This is a genomic window from Microbacterium sp. Y355, assembly GCF_059445345.1.
In genome coordinates this window covers 2,321,186-2,338,313 of record NZ_JCAIUD010000001.1, presented here as the reverse complement: position 1 = coordinate 2,338,313, position 17,128 = coordinate 2,321,186, and the positions used below count along the sequence as shown (strand labels likewise).

19 protein-coding genes and 1 pseudogene are annotated in these 17,128 nt (G+C 66.2%); 13 read left to right on the top strand and 7 right to left on the bottom strand.

What is annotated here, in order from left to right; translation table 11 throughout:
- The first annotated feature begins 35 nt into the window (after window positions 1-35).
- Both AC1C2O_RS11165 and AC1C2O_RS11160 read left to right on the top strand, forming a co-directional pair.
- The gene (locus AC1C2O_RS11165) at window positions 36-701 is read left to right on the top strand and encodes a YdeI/OmpD-associated family protein (protein WP_495430504.1); all 666 of its coding nucleotides are present in this window, start codon (window positions 36-38) and stop codon (window positions 699-701) included.
- 88 nt (window positions 702-789) lie between these two features.
- Entirely contained in the window at window positions 790-2,175 is a 1,386-nt protein-coding gene (locus AC1C2O_RS11160) for a glycine--tRNA ligase (protein ID WP_495430503.1), read from the top strand.
- Window positions 2,176-2,259: 84 nt separating this feature from the next.
- Here the strand turns inward: AC1C2O_RS11160 and AC1C2O_RS11155 are convergent, their stop codons facing one another.
- The 7 genes and pseudogenes from AC1C2O_RS11155 to AC1C2O_RS11125 form a co-directional block, all read right to left on the bottom strand.
- Window positions 2,260-2,682, bottom strand: coding sequence for a DUF1801 domain-containing protein (locus AC1C2O_RS11155; protein ID WP_495430502.1), 423 nt, complete (start codon window positions 2,680-2,682; stop codon window positions 2,260-2,262).
- Window positions 2,683-2,686: 4 nt separating this feature from the next.
- On the bottom strand, window positions 2,687-4,168 hold the full coding sequence (locus AC1C2O_RS11150) for a phytoene desaturase family protein (RefSeq protein WP_495430501.1): 1,482 nt from the start codon (window positions 4,166-4,168) through the stop codon (window positions 2,687-2,689).
- A complete protein-coding gene (locus AC1C2O_RS11145) occupies window positions 4,165-4,632 on the bottom strand; it encodes an SRPBCC family protein (RefSeq protein ID WP_495430500.1) in 468 nt (155 codons plus the stop codon). Before AC1C2O_RS11145 ends, AC1C2O_RS11150 begins: the two co-directional genes overlap by 4 nt.
- 106 nt (window positions 4,633-4,738) lie before the next feature.
- Window positions 4,739-5,311: an HhH-GPD-type base excision DNA repair protein gene (locus tag AC1C2O_RS11140; protein ID WP_495430499.1), complete on the bottom strand. Its 573-nt coding sequence runs from the start codon at window positions 5,309-5,311 to the stop codon at window positions 4,739-4,741.
- Window positions 5,312-5,316: 5 nt separating this feature from the next.
- Window positions 5,317-6,081 (bottom strand): methyltransferase domain-containing protein, encoded by a 765-nt coding sequence (locus AC1C2O_RS11135; RefSeq protein ID WP_495430497.1) that lies wholly within the window; start codon window positions 6,079-6,081, stop codon window positions 5,317-5,319.
- A 90-nt stretch (window positions 6,082-6,171) separates the two neighbouring features.
- A pseudogene (locus AC1C2O_RS11130) lies at window positions 6,172-6,267 on the bottom strand (HhH-GPD-type base excision DNA repair protein); the annotation flags it as partial.
- A 196-nt stretch (window positions 6,268-6,463) separates the two neighbouring features.
- Window positions 6,464-7,759 carry a glutamyl-tRNA reductase gene (locus AC1C2O_RS11125; RefSeq protein WP_495430496.1) on the bottom strand — a complete coding sequence of 432 codons (1,296 nt, stop codon included), beginning with the start codon at window positions 7,757-7,759 and terminating at the stop codon, window positions 6,464-6,466.
- A 74-nt stretch (window positions 7,760-7,833) separates the two neighbouring features.
- Between AC1C2O_RS11125 and hemE the strand changes: the two genes are divergently transcribed.
- The 11 genes from hemE (at window position 7,834) to AC1C2O_RS11070 (ending at window position 17,126) form a co-directional block, all read left to right on the top strand.
- A complete protein-coding gene (hemE, locus tag AC1C2O_RS11120; RefSeq protein ID WP_495430495.1) occupies window positions 7,834-8,874 on the top strand; it encodes a uroporphyrinogen decarboxylase in 1,041 nt (346 codons plus the stop codon).
- A complete protein-coding gene (gene hemG, locus AC1C2O_RS11115; protein ID WP_495430494.1) occupies window positions 8,871-10,367 on the top strand; it encodes a protoporphyrinogen oxidase in 1,497 nt (498 codons plus the stop codon). Before hemE ends, hemG begins: the two co-directional genes overlap by 4 nt.
- Window positions 10,368-10,491: 124 nt before the next feature.
- Window positions 10,492-10,905: a hypothetical protein gene (locus AC1C2O_RS11110; protein ID WP_495430493.1), complete on the top strand. Its 414-nt coding sequence runs from the start codon at window positions 10,492-10,494 to the stop codon at window positions 10,903-10,905.
- A gap of 1 nt (window position 10,906) precedes the next feature.
- Window positions 10,907-11,314, top strand: a complete 408-nt coding sequence (locus tag AC1C2O_RS11105) for a phage holin family protein (RefSeq protein WP_495430492.1) — start codon at window positions 10,907-10,909, stop codon at window positions 11,312-11,314.
- Window positions 11,301-11,576: a hypothetical protein gene (locus AC1C2O_RS11100; protein WP_495430491.1), complete on the top strand. Its 276-nt coding sequence runs from the start codon at window positions 11,301-11,303 to the stop codon at window positions 11,574-11,576. The genes AC1C2O_RS11105 and AC1C2O_RS11100 overlap by 14 nt, the downstream gene beginning before the upstream one ends.
- A 77-nt stretch (window positions 11,577-11,653) precedes the next feature.
- Window positions 11,654-12,331, top strand: coding sequence for a hydrogen peroxide-dependent heme synthase (gene hemQ, locus AC1C2O_RS11095; protein ID WP_495430490.1), 678 nt, complete (start codon window positions 11,654-11,656; stop codon window positions 12,329-12,331).
- A gap of 6 nt (window positions 12,332-12,337) precedes the next feature.
- Window positions 12,338-13,360 (top strand): hydroxymethylbilane synthase, encoded by a 1,023-nt coding sequence (gene hemC, locus AC1C2O_RS11090; protein ID WP_495430489.1) that lies wholly within the window; start codon window positions 12,338-12,340, stop codon window positions 13,358-13,360.
- Window positions 13,360-14,160 (top strand): uroporphyrinogen-III synthase, encoded by an 801-nt coding sequence (locus AC1C2O_RS11085; protein WP_495430488.1) that lies wholly within the window; start codon window positions 13,360-13,362, stop codon window positions 14,158-14,160. The genes hemC and AC1C2O_RS11085 overlap by 1 nt, the downstream gene beginning before the upstream one ends.
- Entirely contained in the window at window positions 14,157-15,134 is a 978-nt protein-coding gene (gene hemB, locus AC1C2O_RS11080) for a porphobilinogen synthase (protein ID WP_495430487.1), read from the top strand. The genes AC1C2O_RS11085 and hemB overlap by 4 nt, the downstream gene beginning before the upstream one ends.
- Window positions 15,135-15,180: 46 nt before the next feature.
- Window positions 15,181-16,503, top strand: a complete 1,323-nt coding sequence (locus tag AC1C2O_RS11075) for a glutamate-1-semialdehyde 2,1-aminomutase (protein WP_495430486.1) — start codon at window positions 15,181-15,183, stop codon at window positions 16,501-16,503.
- Between the two features lie 173 nt (window positions 16,504-16,676).
- The gene (locus tag AC1C2O_RS11070; protein ID WP_495430485.1) at window positions 16,677-17,126 is read left to right on the top strand and encodes a hypothetical protein; all 450 of its coding nucleotides are present in this window, start codon (window positions 16,677-16,679) and stop codon (window positions 17,124-17,126) included.
- Window positions 17,127-17,128: the final 2 nt, after the last annotated feature.

The window sequence follows — 17,128 nt, the reverse complement described above, 5'->3', positions numbered from 1 at the left end:
TTCCTTTGTCCGAGGTTCGTGGCATCCTGAATCGCATGGATGACGCGATGGGGCAGCCCGGCGGGTCGGCCGAGAAGCCGGCCGTCTTCTTCCGTGAGGCGGGGGAGTTCCGCGCGTGGCTGGAGCATCATCACGCCACCGCGACGGAGCTGTGGATGGAGGTGCGCAAGGCGCACGTCGCCGATCGTGGTCTGAGCTGGGCAGATGCCGTTCCCGAGGGGCTGTGCTTCGGATGGATCGATTCTCTCTCGCAGCCCATCGACGACGATCGCCGGCGGCAACGGTGGACGCCGCGAAAGCCGGGCAGTACCTGGTCGAAGATCAACATTGCGCATGTCGAGCGACTCATCGGCGAACGGCGGATGGCGCCGGCCGGTCTCGCCGCGTTCGAAGCGCGCAGCGCCGCACGCACGGGCACCTACTCGCACGAGAACGGCGAGGCGGAGCTCGAACCCGAGGTGCAGGCCGTGCTTTCCTCATCGTCCGCAGCGCAGGCCTTCCTTGATGCGGCGACGCCCGGGTACCGCAAGACCGTGCGGCACTGGATCGCGACGGCCAAGCGTCCCGAGACTCGCATCTCTCGTGCCGCGCAGCTCATCGCAGACAGTGAGCAGGGGCGGCTCGTCGCGTTCACGCGGGTGGGGAAGGCTCCGGCCTGGCTGACGCGGGCTGCCGCTGCTGCGGCATCCGCCCGGGGCTGAACCGGCGCGGGGGCGCAGATAAGATGGAGGATGCCGCGGCATGTCCGCGCGCCGAATGAATCCACCCCTTCCGACCATTGGAGCCACCGTGGCCGAACAGTCCCGCCTTGACAAGGTCATCAGCCTCGCCCGCCACCGCGGGTTCGTGTTCCAAGCGGGTGAGATCTACGGCGGTTCGCGCTCGGCCTGGGACTACGGTCCGCTCGGCACCGAGCTCAAGGAGAACATCCGCCGCCAGTGGTGGCAGACCTTCGTCCGCGGTCGCGGCGACATGGTGGGTTTGGACTCCTCGATCATCCTTCCCAAGCGTGTGTGGGAAGCGTCTGGTCACGTCGCGACGTTCAGCGATCCGCTCGTTGAATGCCTGAGCTGCCACAAGCGCTTCCGTGCCGACAACCTCGTCGAAGACTTCGAGGCACGCAAGGGCCGCAAGGCGGAGAACGGTCTGGCGGACGTGCCCTGCCCGCACTGCGGCAACAAGGGGCAGTACACCGAGCCCAAGGCATTCTCTGGCCTGGTGAAGACCTATCTTGGTGTCGTCGACGACGAGTCGGGCATGTACTTCCTGCGCCCCGAGACAGCACAGGGCATCTTCGTGAACTTCACGAACGTGCTCACCGCGAGCCGCAAGAAGCCGCCGTTCGGTATCGGCCAGGTCGGCAAGGCATTCCGCAACGAGATCACCCCCGGAAACTTCATCTTCCGCACCCGCGAGTTCGAGCAGATGGAGATCGAGTTCTTCGTTCCGCCTGCCGAGGCTCAGGAATGGTTTGAGCACTGGGTGGAAGCCTGCTGGGCCTGGTTCCTCGATCTCGGCATCAATCCCGAGAACATGCGTCAGTTCGACGTGCCTGAAGATGAGCGCGCGCACTACTCTGCAGGCACCATCGACTTCGAGTACCGCTTTGGCTTCACCGGCAAGGAGTGGGGCGAGTTGATGGGTGTGGCGAACCGCACCGATTACGACCTCAACAGCCACTCCGAGGCATCCGGTACGAGCCTGACGTACTTCGACCAGGCCTCCGGCGAGCGCTACACCCCGTACGTGATCGAGCCGTCCTTCGGACTCACTCGCTCGATGATGGCGTTCCTCGTCGACTCCTACGTCGAGGAAGAGGTGCCCAACGCGAAGGGTGGCACCGACACTCGTACGGTTCTCAAGCTCGACCCGCGTTTGGCTCCGGTCAAGGTTGCTGTGCTCCCACTGTCGCGCAACGAGCGACTCTCGCCGCTTGCGCGTGAGGTTGCTGACTCGCTGCGTGGCCGCTGGGCGATCGACTTCGACGACGCGGGTGCCATCGGTCGGCGCTATCGCCGTCAGGATGAGATCGGCACGCCGTTCTGTGTCACGGTCGACTTCGACTCCCTTGACGACCATGCAGTGACGGTCCGTGACCGCGACACGATGGCGCAGGAGCGCATCTCCGTCGACGATCTTGGCCAGTACCTGGCCGACCGGCTCAAGGGCGCCTGAGCGCCCGACGACTCGGCGTCGCACCGGTCGCCGGGGCCCCTGGTTCGCGACAGCAAGACGGGGCCCCGGTGGAAGCGGGCGGGGTCAGCCGGTGATAGTGATCTCCACCTGGTCGCTGCCGCCGGCTTCGGTCCAGGCGAGAGTGCTCTCTAGGATGCCCCGGAGCACGTCGAGATCGACCTTCTCGAGGTCCTTGATGTACAGGCATCCTTTGCCCAGGGTGTGCGGGCCGAGCTGCGCGAGCTCTTCGCTGTAACGGCCAGTGTCGTCCAGATAGATTGTCGATGCTGCCTTGCGCGGCGCGAACGCGAGGACCGGCATATCGCCCTCGTTGCCGGTCGGGTATTGGTAGTGGCACGATCCGAAGCCGATGATCGTGCCCCACAGCTGCGGTTCGCGGCCGCTGATGTCTTGAAGGAGCGCGGTCAGCGTCTCAGCATCCCGTCGTCTGGTTGCTGATGACACGTCGGCGATGAATGCGGCTACGTTTGTTCCGGTCTGCTTCATAGCCTCAGTCTCCGGCAGATGTATCGACGGGGGCGAGATCCGGCAGCGTCCTGGTGCCAAAGTCGTGTCTCAGAGCGCTCAGCGCCGCATGCCATCCCGATAGTCCGTGGACGCCGGGACCGGGTGTGGTGGATGCTCCGCAGAGGTAGATGCCGTCCATCGGTGTGCGCCATGGATCCGGGCTGAGTACCGGCCGACGCAGTAGTTGCGAGAGATCTGGCGTGCCGGCGGAGATGTCGCCCCGCGGATAATTCGGATTGTGTCGTGCGACGTCGATCGCGGTGCGCGAAGAGATCCCGAGGATCGTGTCGCGGAACCCGGGCGCGAAGCGCTCGATCTGTCGAATCACCTCGTCGGAGCGATCGGCTCCCGATGCGGCCGGCACATGCGTGTACGCCCACAGTGTGTGCTGACCTGCCGGAGCACGGGTGTCATCGAACAGCGAGGGCTGTGAGACGAGAACGTACGGCGAATCCGAGAGCCTGCCATGTGCGACGGCGTTCTCGGCGGCGGCGATCTCCGCGCGCGTACCGCCCAGGTGCAGAGTGCCCGCCCCGTGCAACTCGGGATGCGACCACGGAACGGGCTGCGACAGTGCGAAGTCGACCTTCGCCACGGCGTTGCCGTAGCGGAACCGGGCAAGCGCGCGGCGATACCGCTCCGGCATCCGATCTCCGGCGATCCTGCTCAGCGCGCGCGGCGTGACGTCGAGCAGTGTCACGCGCGATGCCGGCAGCTCGTCGAGAGAGGTGACTTCGTGATCCGTCACGAGCTCGCCGCCGTGCGCCAGGAGGTCGTCGACCATCGCGTCGATGATGCTCTGGCTTCCGCCGATCGGAATCGGCCACCCCTTCGCATGCGCGTACGCCGTCAGTGCAAGTCCTGCGCCCGCGCTGGCTAGGCCAGGCAGCGGCAGAATCGTGTGCGACGCGACGCCGGTGAGCATGGCCGGCGCCACATCATCGCGGAAGCGCGCGTTCCACAGCGGGCTGCCCTGCTCCAAAGCCGCCAGGCCGAAAGTAAGGGCGGTCGGAATGTCCCGGGGGATGCGCAGGAGGGTGTCGCCGGTGAAATCGGCGACTCTCGTCGCTCGCTCGACAATAGGACGCAGCAGGTTGGCGTACGACTTGCCGTCCGCACCGAGTCCTTCTGCCGTGCGCTCCAGATCGCGGTAGGCGACCCCGGCCCTGCCGCCATCGAGCGGATGCGCGAACGAGATCTCTGGCACCGCGAAGGACACGCGACGGGTGAGGCCGAACTCGCGGAAGAAACGCGACTCGAAGGCGAGCGGATGCACCGCCGAGCACACATCGTGATGGAAGCCGGGCAGCGTGAGTTCGGCAGTTGCCGCGCCGCCGCCCGCAGTGGACGCGCGCTCGAACACTCGCACCGATAGGCCGGCGCGTGCGAGTGTCACCGCTGCAGCGAGACCGTTGGGACCTGCACCGACGACGGTCGCGTCGACCTCGTGCGAACGGGTAGTCATCGAGCTTCCGACGAGGTGAGAGGGTTCTTCGCGTGGAGTCCCTCGGCCAGGTACGCCAGCCGGTGCAAGGTCTCCGCATTGCGCCACTGCAGCAGCACGTCCGTCAGGGCGGTCGGTATCGCCTTCGCCGGTCCCCTGACGGCCTCCTCCTGGATGCGAACGAGGCATCCGTCACCGAAGGGTTTGATGTCGATGGTCACTCGTGCCTCGCCGATCGGCCAGCCGCGTGCCGTCATCACCATCTGACGCGGCGGATTCCACGTCACGCTGCTCGTCGAGTCGTCGAGCAGCGCAGGCCAGACACCGACGGAGTGGTGCAGCCGCGCGCCGGGCTCCGGCCACGATTCATCAACGTCCCGCATTCGCGAAGCTCCCACGACCCAACCGGGATAGACCCAGCCGTCTGCCAGCACGCGGAACACAGCCTCAGGCGGGCACTGCATCTTTCGGACGTTTCTCGACATCGTCGCCTCCAGTGTCACGATCGGTACTCAGTCTGCGCGCCGAGGGCGATCAGCTCACTGGCCTTGACAACGGCTTCGGCGCTGTCGCACGACCGGATGCCCGGCCTCACTTGGCGAGCTTCGCCTCGGCCTTCATGGCCTTCTTGTGCTCGCGGACCTTCGCGAGCGACTCGGGCGAGACGATGTCGGCGACGCTGCGCAGCGCGCCAGCCTCACCGTAGGGAGCGGATGCTTCGCGCCATCCCTCGCCGGTGAAGCCGTACTGCTTGCCGAGGAGAGCGAGGAAGATCTTCGCCTTCTGCTCCCCGAAGCCGGGAAGGTTCTTCAGACGCCGCAGCACCTCAGCGCCGTCGGGCTCACCCTGTGTCCACAGTGCCGAGGCATCCCCACCCCACGAATCGACGAGTTCGTGGCAGAGGGACTGCACCCGCGTGGCCATGGAGCCGGGGAACCGGTGCACAGCGGGAGTCTGCTTGAACGCCTCGAGGAATGCCTCGGGATCCATGTCGGCGATGGCTGCAGCATCCACAGCCCCCGTGCGCTGCTCGATCTTGAGCGGCCCCGCGAAGGCCGTCTCCATCGGCACCTGCTGATCGAGAAGCATTCCGACCAGAAGTGCGAGCGGGTTGTCGGTGAGCAGCGTGTCTGCGGCGGTGTCTCCGGTGATGTGAAGGGCCATGCGTTCTATCCTCTCTCACGACCGGATGTCGGTGCGCAGACGCAGAGTTGGATTGGCGAGTCCACTGCGAAGGGGGCGCCATCCCAGCCGCCGAAGCGCTCCACCAGCCGGAGTCCGGCGTGTTCGAGAAGTACTGGCAGCTCCTGGGGGAAGATGCTCCGCACCTCGAGCGACACCTTCTGGAAGTCGGGTTCCGAGTCTGTCGAGAAGTACCATGTTCCGCGAGTCACTTGCGCGGCGGCATCGTAGGCGTCGTCGACGTCGACCTGGACGTCGCCGCGGTCAGGATCGGTAAAAGAGGTGCGCGGCCGCCGCATCCCGTCGGCGCCAGCCAGAAGCCGCACGTTCGGATTGAAGACGTCGAATGCGAATCGCCCGCCAGATGCGAGGTGCCGCCTGACTGCGCGAAAGCACTGCACGATGTCGTCGGCGTCGTGCAGGTGCAGCAGGGCGTTGGCCGCGATGAAGATGAGGTCGAACTCGCCGCCCAGGTCAAAGTCGCGCATGTCGCCTTGCAGCCACTCGACTGACACGCCTCGCTCATCGGCCTTCCGGCGCGCCTCGGCCAGCATGTCCGGCGACAGGTCGAGTCCGACGCTCGGGTGCCCATCGGCCGCGATCGGGATCAGCTTGTGCCCCGTGCCGCATCCGAGTTCGAGCACGCGCCCTCCCTTGCCGTCGGCTTCGGCGCGGTAGAAATTGACTGCCGCTTCGTCCGCCGGAAACAGCAGATCGTACAGTCTCGCGTCCGAGTACAACTCCTGTGTCATTCGGGCCTCCCGGGCGCCCATACTCTCACGACTGTGTCAGAGTGTGCGCTGACGCGGTTCGGGGGAGTCACGCTCACCGCATGGTTAGCGCACCTGCTGATCGAGAAGCGTTCCGACCAGAAGTGCGAGCGGGTTGTCGGTGAGCAGTGCGTCAGCGGCGGTGTCTCCGGTGATATGAAGGGCCATGCCTCCAGTGTGGCACTCGTACGGCGGCGGCGTCAGCGCTGTTTTGCGGACAGTTGCCTCGGAGATGTACCGCTTCTTCGGACGAATCCGGGGAATCTCTCCGAACATGACGTACATCTCCGAGCGAACCGCACGGCGAACCGAGCGAACCGCACGGCGAACCGAGCGAACCGCACAGGCCGCACCCCGACGAGGCTCAGGCGATCGCGGATGCCGCCGGGGCAGCTGCTGCCGGCGCGATGCCGTAGATCGTGTTGAGAGCGGCGGTGAACTCGTCACCGCGTCCCTCGGCGGCGAGCTCGTGGGCGCGCGTCGTCGGAGTGTGCGTGAGCACGCCCGCGAGGTGTCGCATTGCCTGCTCGACCTTGCCGTCTTCATCGCCGCGGGCGCGTGCACGGTCGATCTCGGCCTCCATGAGGGCGAAGATGTGCGAGCGGAACGCTACGACTGAGCCGGTGACACTCTGGCGATCTCCGACGACGTTGAATGTGTCGGCGGCTTCGCGAACCACGGAGCGCGCAGCATCCGTCGCCTGCAGCTCTTCGAGCGGGGCGTGCAGTCGGATGGTCTCGAGATCGAGCAGCGCGACGCCCTCAAGCCCTGCGACCGCAGGGTCTACGTTGCGCGGCATCCCGAGGTCGATCACGAGCTGAGAGTGCTGCCCCATCGGGCAACCAGCCGGCACGGGGCCGGTCGGTGCCTGCAAGTGCTCCGGGCCGAGAACCGGCTCGGTCGCCGTCGTGCAGGTGATCAGCAGGCTGGAAAGTGATGCCGTGCGGGCGTAGTCCTCTTCGCCGACTGCGGCGATATCGTGCTTCTTCGCGAAAAGCTCCGCGCGGCCAGAGGGTGAGTACACGGAAATGTTCGTGGCGCCACGCTCACGCAGCGTGGCAAGGGTGACTGCGGCGTAGGCGCCGGTGCCGACCAGCAGCACGCGCTCGGCGGACCAGTCCGCGATCCGGCTGTCGGCCAGTTCCAACGAGAGACGCACGAGGGAACGGCCAGCACGGCCGAGTGCGGTGACGTTCTTGACCTTGCGCTGTGCCTGGCTGGCGCGCTGAAACAGTCGTTCGAGTTCGGGGGAGGTGGTGCCGTCCTTGCGCGCCGAGTTCAACGCGCGGCGCACCTGGCCGGCGATCTCGCCCTCGCCGGAGACGACGGACTCCAGCCCGGATGCCACGGCGAACAGGTGCTCGGCGACGCGGCGTCCTGAGTGCACGGTGTATGCGCCGTCGAGTTCCTTGGCGGGGATGCCGGCCGACTGCCCGATCGCCTCAAGCACCGCCTCGACGCCCACTGCTCCCGCTGCAGTCACGGGCTCATCGACCTCGACATAGGCCTCAAAACGGTTGCACGTCGACACGATAACGGCCCCCTGCACGCACGGAGCGAGGCGAAGAAGGTTCGGCGCAACGTCGTCAGGGGTGCGGCTCAGTCGTTCGAGCATTTCGAAGGAGGCGGTCTTGTGGCTCGCCGTCACACACAGCAACACCCCGCCATCCTACGCTGAGTGCCGAAGAACCAGCTGAATGGGCCGTTCTCGGGCCTGAATGGGACAATGGCGACATGCCTTCATCCACAGCCCCGCTGCTGCGCGCACTCGCCGGAGATCGTCCAGAGCAGACACCCGTCTGGTTCATGCGTCAGGCCGGACGCTCACTTCCGGAATACCGAGAGCTCCGCGTCGGCACTCGGATGCTGGATGCCTGCCTCACCCCGGATCTCGCCGCGGAGATCACGCTGCAGCCGGTGCGCCGTCACGGTGTCGATGCAGCAGTGTTCTTCAGCGATATCGTCATCCCGCTGAAGCTGGCCGGTGTCGACGTCGTGATCGAACCTGGTCGCGGCCCGGTGTTCGCAGAACCGGTGCGCACCCGCGCCGATGTTGACAGGATCACCGCGATCGACCCTGACTCGCTCGACACCACGGCCATTGCCGAGGCCGTACGCATCGTCACAGCCGAGCTGGGTGACACCCCGCTGATCGGTTTCGCCGGTGCGCCGTTCACCCTGGCCGCCTATCTGGTCGAGGGTGGTCCGTCCAAGGAGCATCTGCGTGCCAGGGCGATGATGCATACCGATCCCGAAGCATGGAACCGCCTGGCAGGCTGGCTCTCGCGCGTTTCGCGCCGGTTCCTCGAAGCGCAGCGCGATGCGGGGGCTGCGGCCCTGCAGCTGTTCGACTCGTGGGCAGGTTCGCTCAAGCCCAGCGACTACCGCACCTTCATCGCTCCGCACTCGAAGGCTGCCGTCGCCGACCTCGGGGTGCCCGTGATCCACTTCGGCGTCGGTACGGGTCCGTTCCTCGATGACATGCGCCTGGGCGGCATCGCATCCGCTGTCGGTGTCGACTGGCGTCAGCCGCTCGACGAGGCAGCCCGCATTCTCGGCCCCGATGTCACGGTTCAGGGCAATATCGACCCGGCCCTTCTGTCCGCGCCCTGGGAAGTGCTTGAAGCACACGTTCTCGACGTGCTGGAGCGCGGTCGTTCCGCTCGTGCCCACATCGTCAACCTCGGCCATGGCGTTCCGCCCGAGACCGACCCGGCCCAGCTGACCCGCATCGTCGAGCTGGTGCACGCGCGCTCGGAGGGGGCTCAGGCATGACCGAAGAGGCTGCTGATCTCGCCTCCCGCGCCGCGCAGCGTCACATCATCGTCGTCGGCGGTGGCATCGGTGGGCTGGTCGCTGCGCGTGAGTGCGCCAAGGTCGGTATGCGGGTGACGCTGCTTGAAGCCTCTTCCGTTCTCGGCGGTGCGATCCGTCGCGCGGAGCTCGACGGCGTCATGGTGGATGCCGGCGCCGAAAGCTATGCGACCCGCGGCGGACACGTGCGCACTCTGATCGCCGATCTCGGCTTGAGCGATCTTGTCGTGACGCCGAATCCGGCGGGTGCCTGGCTGGTCGGCGCCCCGGGTGTTGGCGCTGCACCGTTGCCCAAGGGCGGCGTTCTCGGCATCCCGGCGAACCCGTTCGCCGACGATGTCCGCCGCATCATCGGATGGCGTGGTGCATGGCGCGCATACGTGGATCGCCTGCGTCCGCCGCTGACGATCGGCAACGAACGCAGCCTCGGAAAGCTCGTGGCGAAGCGGATGGGGGATCAGGTGCGTGACCTGCTGGTCGCGCCAGTGACAGCCGGGGTCTACTCCGCAGACCCTGATGATGTCGACGTCGAAATCGCGGCCCCCGGCTTGAACGCGGCTCTCACCCGAGCCGGATCGCTTTCCGGTGGCGTTGCCCAGTTGCTCGCCCAGCGTGCCGATGGGGCGAAGAAGGCGCCAGGGTCCGCAGTCGAAGCACTGGCCGGCGGTATGAGCACTCTTGTGGATGCGCTGGCAGCCGACCTGATCGAGCTCGGCGCCGTGATCCGCACCGGCGTGGAAGTGAATGCGCTCGAGCGCCAGGGCGACGGCTGGGGGGTCTCTTTTCCCGTGCCGACCGAGAACGTGGCCGTCGAAGGCGTCGATGCCGCCGAACCCGAACAGATCACTGAGACCCTCACTGCGGATGCTGTCGTCATCGCGACCGCGGAGCCCAGCGCTCGCGTGCTCTTGACCGGCCAGGTGAGCGGGCTCGGCGATGCTGGCGATGCCCCCGAGATTGAGATCGTGAGCCTGCTGCTGGACGCGCCAGCCCTGGACGCTGCGCCGCGTGGCACCGGCGTGCTCACGGCCCCTGGGAGCCATATCGCCAAGGCGCTCACGCATGCCACCGCTAAGTGGGGATGGCTGCGCGAAGCGGCGGGGAACAGGCACGTCGTTCGGGTCTCGTTCGGAGCCCAGGGCGAGCCAGCCGCGACAGCTCAGCTCGACGATGATGCCGCCGCACGCCTCGCCCTGAGCGAGGCCTCGACCATGCTCGGGGTGCCGCTGCCTGAGTCAGCGCTGATCGCCTCGCACCGGGCGCGGTTCACTCAGTCGCAGCCAGCATCCCTCATCGGAGCAGCAGACCGGCGACGCGAGGTGCGCGCTGCCGTGCAGAAGGTTGGCGGGCTCGCCGTCGTCGGTGCGTGGCTGGCCGGCACCGGCCTAGCGCAGGTCGTCCCAGACGCGAAGAAGGAGGCAGACCGCCTTCGCCACGGTCTGCTCTGGGACTGAGCGAAGCGCAGTTGTCAAGCCCCTCGAGGTATAGATGCCATTTTCGGCATATGGCGTTACGCTGGTAATCCTGGCCGACGGCATTCATGCCAGCGGCTCGACCGGAACAACGTGAGGAGACCCCATGAAGGGGAAGATCGGACTCGTCGTCGGACTCGGCGTAGGTTACGTACTCGGCACGCGCGCCGGACGCGAGCGCTATGAACAGATCAAGACGCAGTGGTTGAAGGTCTGGAACCTCGACCCTGTGCAGGACCAGGTCACCAGGGTCAAGGGCTACGTGGGCGACAAAGCCGTAGCTGTTCCCGGTGCTGTCTGGAACGGCATGGTCAAGATCGCCAAGGCAGCCGGCAACGCAGACACCCCCGGCAAGAAGCTCGACTCGGCGATCGCTACAGGCAAGAAGGTCGCATCCGACCTTGAAGATGCTGTGGAAGACGCGGCAGAAGAAGTGAAGAAGAACGCAACAGCCGCGAAGAAGCAGGCGGCCGCGAAGAAGCCCGCGACAGGCTCAGCGAGCACCAAGAACGGCGAGTGATATGGCCCGCGGATATCGTGACCGTGCGGACGACAGCCTCCTGACCCTGCTCGGCGATCTGCCTGACCTCGTCAGCAAGCTCGTCAAGGCAGAGATTGACTCGGCCAAGGCATGGATCTCGCGCACCGCGAAGGATGCCGGAATCGGCAGCGTCTGGTTCCTCATCGCCCTGTTCTTCCTGTTCTGGCTCATCCCGATGATTCTCGTCTTCGCGGTTGCTGGACTGTCGTCCTGGTGGCCGGTGTGGCTGTCAGCACTGGCGGTGATAGGCCTGTTACTGCTCTGTCTGGCAGTGTGCGCCTTGATCGGCCTGCTGAAGTTCCGCAAGGTCCTGCGTAGGGAAAATCCAGGCCAGGCTGTGGCGACCGATATTCGACTTGTGAAGGAGGCCGGTGATGACACTCTCTGACCAGAACCTTCCCCGCACCGCCGTTCCTACCGGGATCACTGATCCGGTGGCATCCGCTCGTGCTGAGCTGAAGGCGGCGCTCGCCGCGATCGAGGTCAAGGGCAACTTCCCCAGACGCATCGAGAAGGCATCCACCCGGGGCGCGGCCAAGGCCCGCGCCTTCGCCGACCGCAACCCGGTCGGCGCGGTCGCTGCTGCCATCGGAATCGCTGCTGCGGCTGGTGGACTCGTCTGGGCGATCGCTCGCGCGCTCGCCCGCTGACGCCGATCAGCTGACAACGGTTCGCTTCGCGCCGTCACGCATTCGCTCCTGCCTTCAGAAAGAGGCAGACTGGATGCATGTCCGATGCAGTAGAAGAGAATCCTTCCGGCTTCACCCTCTGGGCGGTATGGCGCCGCAACCCGGATGCACCCGTGATCGAGACGGATGCGACGGAGCTTGAGACGATTGCCGGTTACATCGAAGATTCCGGCGTCACGATCCGCGGTTTCTACGATGTCTCGGGCCTTAAGGCTGATGCCGACCTGCTGGTCTGGCTGCACGGCGACACCGCTGAAGACTTGCAGAAGGCATTGCGGCGCCTTCGCCGTACTGAATTGCTGCGCACGCTGCTCCCCGTCTGGAACGTCATGGGAGTTCACCGCGACGCCGAGTTCAACCGTGCGCATGTACCGGGGTTCCTCCGCGGCGTCGAGCCCAAGGGCTGGCTGTGCCTGTACCCGTTCGTGCGCACCCCGGAGTGGTATCTCGCGCCGGACGAGGAGCGTCGTGCGATGCTCGCCGACCACGGTCGCAAGGGCGCCGCTTTCAAGGGCGTCATCGCGAACACGGTCGCGGCTTTTGCACTCGGTGACTATGAGTGGATTCTGCCGCTTGAGGCCGATGACGTCACTGAACTCGTCGACCTGATGCGCGACCTGCGGTACACAGAGGCTCGCCGATACGTGAAGGAGGAGGTTCCGTTCTACACGGGACGTCGCCTTCGTTTCGACGAGATCGCGGACGTTCTCCAGTAGGCCGCCATGAGTACTCCGATCAGTCAGCGCCCAATCCGTCAGCGCCCAATCCGTCTGGGCACCCGTCGAAGCGCCCTCGCCGTGGCCCAGTCCGGACACGTCGCCACTGCCCTTGAGAAGATCTCCGGTCGCAAGGTCGAGCTCGTCCCGATCGTCTCCGAGGGCGACACCAACAGGGCCTCCCTCTCCGAGATCGGTGGGCTCGGTATCTTCGCCACCCGTCTGCGCGAAGCGCTGCTGGCGGGTGAGTGCGACATCCTCGTGCACTCGCTCAAAGACCTGCCAACGAATGTGCCGGACGGGTTACTCATCGCGGCGACCCCCGATCGTGAAGACGCCCGTGATGTCGTCATCACCCGTGATGGCACACCGCTGCACCAGCTGGCGGCCGGCGCGAAGGTCGGAACCGGCTCACCGCGCCGTATCGCGCAGGTGCATCGCCACGCGCCACAAGCCGAGGTTGTCGACATCCGAGGCAATGTCGACTCGCGCCTGGCGCGGGTTGAGTCTGGCGAGTTGGATGCCGTGATTCTCGCGGCTGCCGGGCTCTCCCGTCTCGGATCGCAGACGACCCTCGCGAGGGAGTATCTGGGTCTGGCCGGATGGCCCACAGCTCCGGGACAGGGCTCTCTTGCCGTCGAGACGACATCGGATGCTCCCGCTGAGCTGCTCGCGGCACTCGCAGAACTCGACGATGCCGACACACGTCTCGCCATCACCGTGGAGCGCGGCATCCTCGAGGGGCTGGATGCCGGGTGCCAGGCGCCAATGGCAGCCCACGCGGTCGTGAGCGGCGACTCCGTTCGCGTCCGCACAATCGTTTACGCACCCGAAGGAGAGCGACGGATCGGCCTCGACGTCACTGAATCACTGCACCGGGGGTATATTCGTTTGAACGGCAGTGGCAACGGAGCGGATACTGCCGATGGTGCGGACCCGAATCTCGCAGCACGCGAGATCGGACTTTCTGTCGCCCGTCGGCTGCTCGAACAAGGGGCGGCTGAACTCGTCTCCCGAGAGCAACTCTGATGACAAGCACACCCGAAACGAACCATGAGAAGCCGTTGACCGGCTGGCGCATCCTCGTCCCGCGAGGAGGCCCCTGGGGCGACGGCGTCGCCGCGAGCCTTCGCGCTCAGGGCGCAGTGCCCGTTGTCGCACCGCTGATCAACTTCGGCCCGACGAACGATCAGGCAGCACTCGATGATGCGCTGGAGAAGCTCGCCGCCGGAGAGTTCGACTGGCTGACAATCACCAGCGCGACGACCGTGGACGTGCTGTTCGCGCATCGCGCTGTCGTGCCGAAAACCACCAAGATCGCCGCGGTCGGCGAGACCACGGCGGCAGCCCTTCAGGCGGTCGGCTATGAGGTCGCGCTCGTGCCGGAGGAGGACAACTCCGCCGAGGGCATGGCCGAGCAACTGATCAGTCTCGAGCCTGAACCGCGCCGCATCCTGACTCTCCGCAGCGAGATCGCAAAGCCAGTGCTCACGCGCTCGCTCATCGACGCAGGGCACCACGTATCGAGCATCGTCGCCTACCGTACGGTCGGGGTGCCGGTCACTGACCGTATTCGCCGCGACGTCGACAGCGGTCGCATCAACGCGATCCTCATCACCAGTGGATCGGTTGCACAGCAAGTGCGAGAGCAGTTCCCTAACATCCCTGATGACACCCTGCTCGCAGCCATCGGTCCTCGCACCGCGAACGATGCACGCAAGGCGGGGCTGCCGATCACGGTGGTGGCCGACAAGCAGACCGTCGATGCGCTCATCGATGCCGTCTCGCACTTCACCCTTCCGCACGCGGCCGACGAATTCGCGCCGTGAGCTTCCCCGAGATCCGTCCGCGTCGACTTCGCCAGACGCCGGCGGTGCGGAACCTGGTGCGCGAGACGTCGCTCGAAGCGCGTCAGCTGGTGCTGCCGATGTTCGTGCGCGAGGGCCTTGCTGACGCCGCGCCGATCGGCTCGATGCCTGGCGTCGTGCAGCACTCGATGGACTCGCTGCGTCGCGCAGCAGCCGATGCGGCAGAGGTCGGGGTCGGCGGTGTGATGCTCTTCGGCGTTCCCGCAGTGCGCGATGGGATCGGCTCTGGCGCGGATGATCCCAGCGGCATCCTGAACCTCGCGACCACGGCTCTCGTCGAGGAAGTCGGTGATGCGCTCGTCGTGCAGACCGACCTGTGTCTGGACGAGTTCACCGACCATGGTCACTGCGGAGTGCTGGCAGCCGACGGTTCGGTGGACAACGACGCGACCCTGGAACGCTACGTCTCGATGGCGCTTGCGCAGGCACGCGCTGGTTCTCACCTGCTCGGTCTGTCCGGAATGATGGACGGCCAGGTCGCGGCCATCCGCAAGGGGTTGGACGGCGAAGGCTTCACTGACACGCTCCTGCTCGGTTATGCGGCGAAGTACGCCAGCGCGTTCTACGGACCTTTCCGCGAGGCTGTGGACTCGCAGCTGCAGGGCGACCGGCGCACCTACCAGCTCGACCCAGGCAACCGCCGCGAGGGATTGCGCGAAGCACTCATCGACGAGGCAGAGGGTGCCGATATCGTGATGGTGAAGCCTGCGATGGGATTCCTCGATGTTCTGCGGGAGGTGCGCGATGCCGTGCACATTCCGGTATGGGCGTACCAGATCTCCGGCGAATACGCGATGATCGAGGCCGCTGCGGCAAATGGCTGGATCGACCGCCGCGCCTCCGTAATGGAATCACTGCTTTCCATCCGACGGGCAGGCGCGGACGCCGTGCTGACGTACTGGGCGACCGAGGCCGCCCAGTGGCTTCGTGACTGATCCGGTTTTCCTGACTGATCCGGTTTTCCTGACTGAGGAGCTCCCGATGAATGATCGTAACGACGACCTGTTCGCTGCTGCGCAAGCCGTGACCCCAGGAGGCGTGAACTCGCCGGTGCGGGCATACGGCTCCGTCGGCGGGACGCCCCGGTTCCTGGCATCCGCCAAGGGCGCCACTGTGACGGATGCCTCCGGCAACGAGTACGTCGATCTGGTGGCTTCGTGGGGGCCGGCGCTGCTGGGGCACGCGCACCCGGAAGTCGTGGCCGCCGTGCAGGATGCCGCGACTCGAGGTCTGTCGTTCGGCGCACCGACGGAGGGTGAGGTTGAACTCGCCCGACTCATCACCGAGCGCGTGCGACTCGGCGACCTCGCACCCATCGAGCGTGTACGCCTGGTCTCCACGGGCACCGAGGCAACCATGACCGCGATCCGTCTCGCCCGCGGCGTGACCGGACGCGACCTGCTCGTGAAATTCGCCGGTCACTATCACGGCCACTCCGACGGGCTCCTGGCCGAAGCGGGCTCTGGTGTCGCGACGCTGGCGCTGCCAGGCTCAGCAGGCGTGCCCGCACCGATCGCCGCGCAGACCCTGGTGATCGGTTACAACGACCGCGCGGCGCTGGAAGCAGTCTTCGCCGAGCATGGCGACCGCATCGCGGCCGTCATCGTCGAGGCGGCCGCCGCCAACATGGGCGTGGTCGCCCCCGAGCCCGGCTTCAACCGCTTCATCGCCGACACCGCGCACGCGCACGGTGCGCTGATGATCCTCGACGAGGTGCTCACCGGATTCCGCGTGCACCACGCCGGGTACTGGGCGCTGCAGGCATCGTTGGGCGAGGAATACCTGCCCGACATCATCACCTTCGGCAAGGTCGTCGGCGGAGGCATGCCGCTGGCAGCCCTCGGCGGTCGGGCCGAGGTCATGGACCAACTCGCGCCGGTCGGCCCGGTCTATCAAGCAGGCACCCTGTCTGGCAACCCGCTCTCGGTTGCTGCCGGGCTTGCGACGCTGCGCCTCGCGACGCCCGCGGTCTACGCCAGGGTGGATGCTGCCGCCGCACGTGTCGCGAACGCCCTCGATGCCGCGCTCACTGAAGCCGGCGTCGTGCACGCCGTGCCCCGCGCGGGCAACCTCTTCGGTGTCGTCTTCGCCCCGGAAGCACCCCGCAACTATGCAGAGGCGCTGGCGCAGGAGTCGTTCCGCTACCCGCCGTTCTTCCACGCGATGCGCGAGCAGGGTGTCGCCCTGCCTCCAAGCGTGTTCGAGGCCTGGTTCCTCACCGCAGCGCACGATGACGCAGCGTTGACGCTCATCGAGCGCGCTCTGCCTGCCGCTGCTGCTGCCGCGGCATCCGCTCGTTCCTAACTCCTCAGAATCAGGGCGGTTCGGCCCGAATTGTGCGAGCGCACGGTATTTGGTGCCTATTTCTGAGGAGTTATGAACCGAAGTGCGGCTTGGCGCACTGCCACAAGATGATTGTTGTGGCTCTGTGAGCAAGTTGCAGACCGTTTACGGGGCGGCGCTGGCAGACTGGAACAATGGTGACGCTGCTCCTGGATCAGACACAACTGGAGGTTGTGCTCTCACCGGTCGAGCGTGCGGCGACATTTCATCGTGAGAACGTGCGGATCGCTCGCGACACGATCACCAAGGTGCAGCTGACTGACGACGCGTGGACCTGGCTCCGCGGCGTCCCAGGGCCTGGGACGCGGATCCCCGGCCTGATCGCCGCCGGCACTTGGAAGGCCGCTGCCACCACTGACTTCGTCATGCTCCGGGGCCGTCGAGCGAGTGTCGTCATTGACCTTGAGGGTGATGAGCACTTTGACCGGCTCATCTTCACCACACGTCACGGGCTTTCCCTGACCCAGGCGCTGCGGCTCGACGTCTCAGACAAGCCGGTCGATGTCGTGACGATCGCCAGCACCGCACCGATCCCGGTGGTGAAGGGTCGTCAGCGTCCGGTCATCCGGCCGCGCCCGGCGTGACG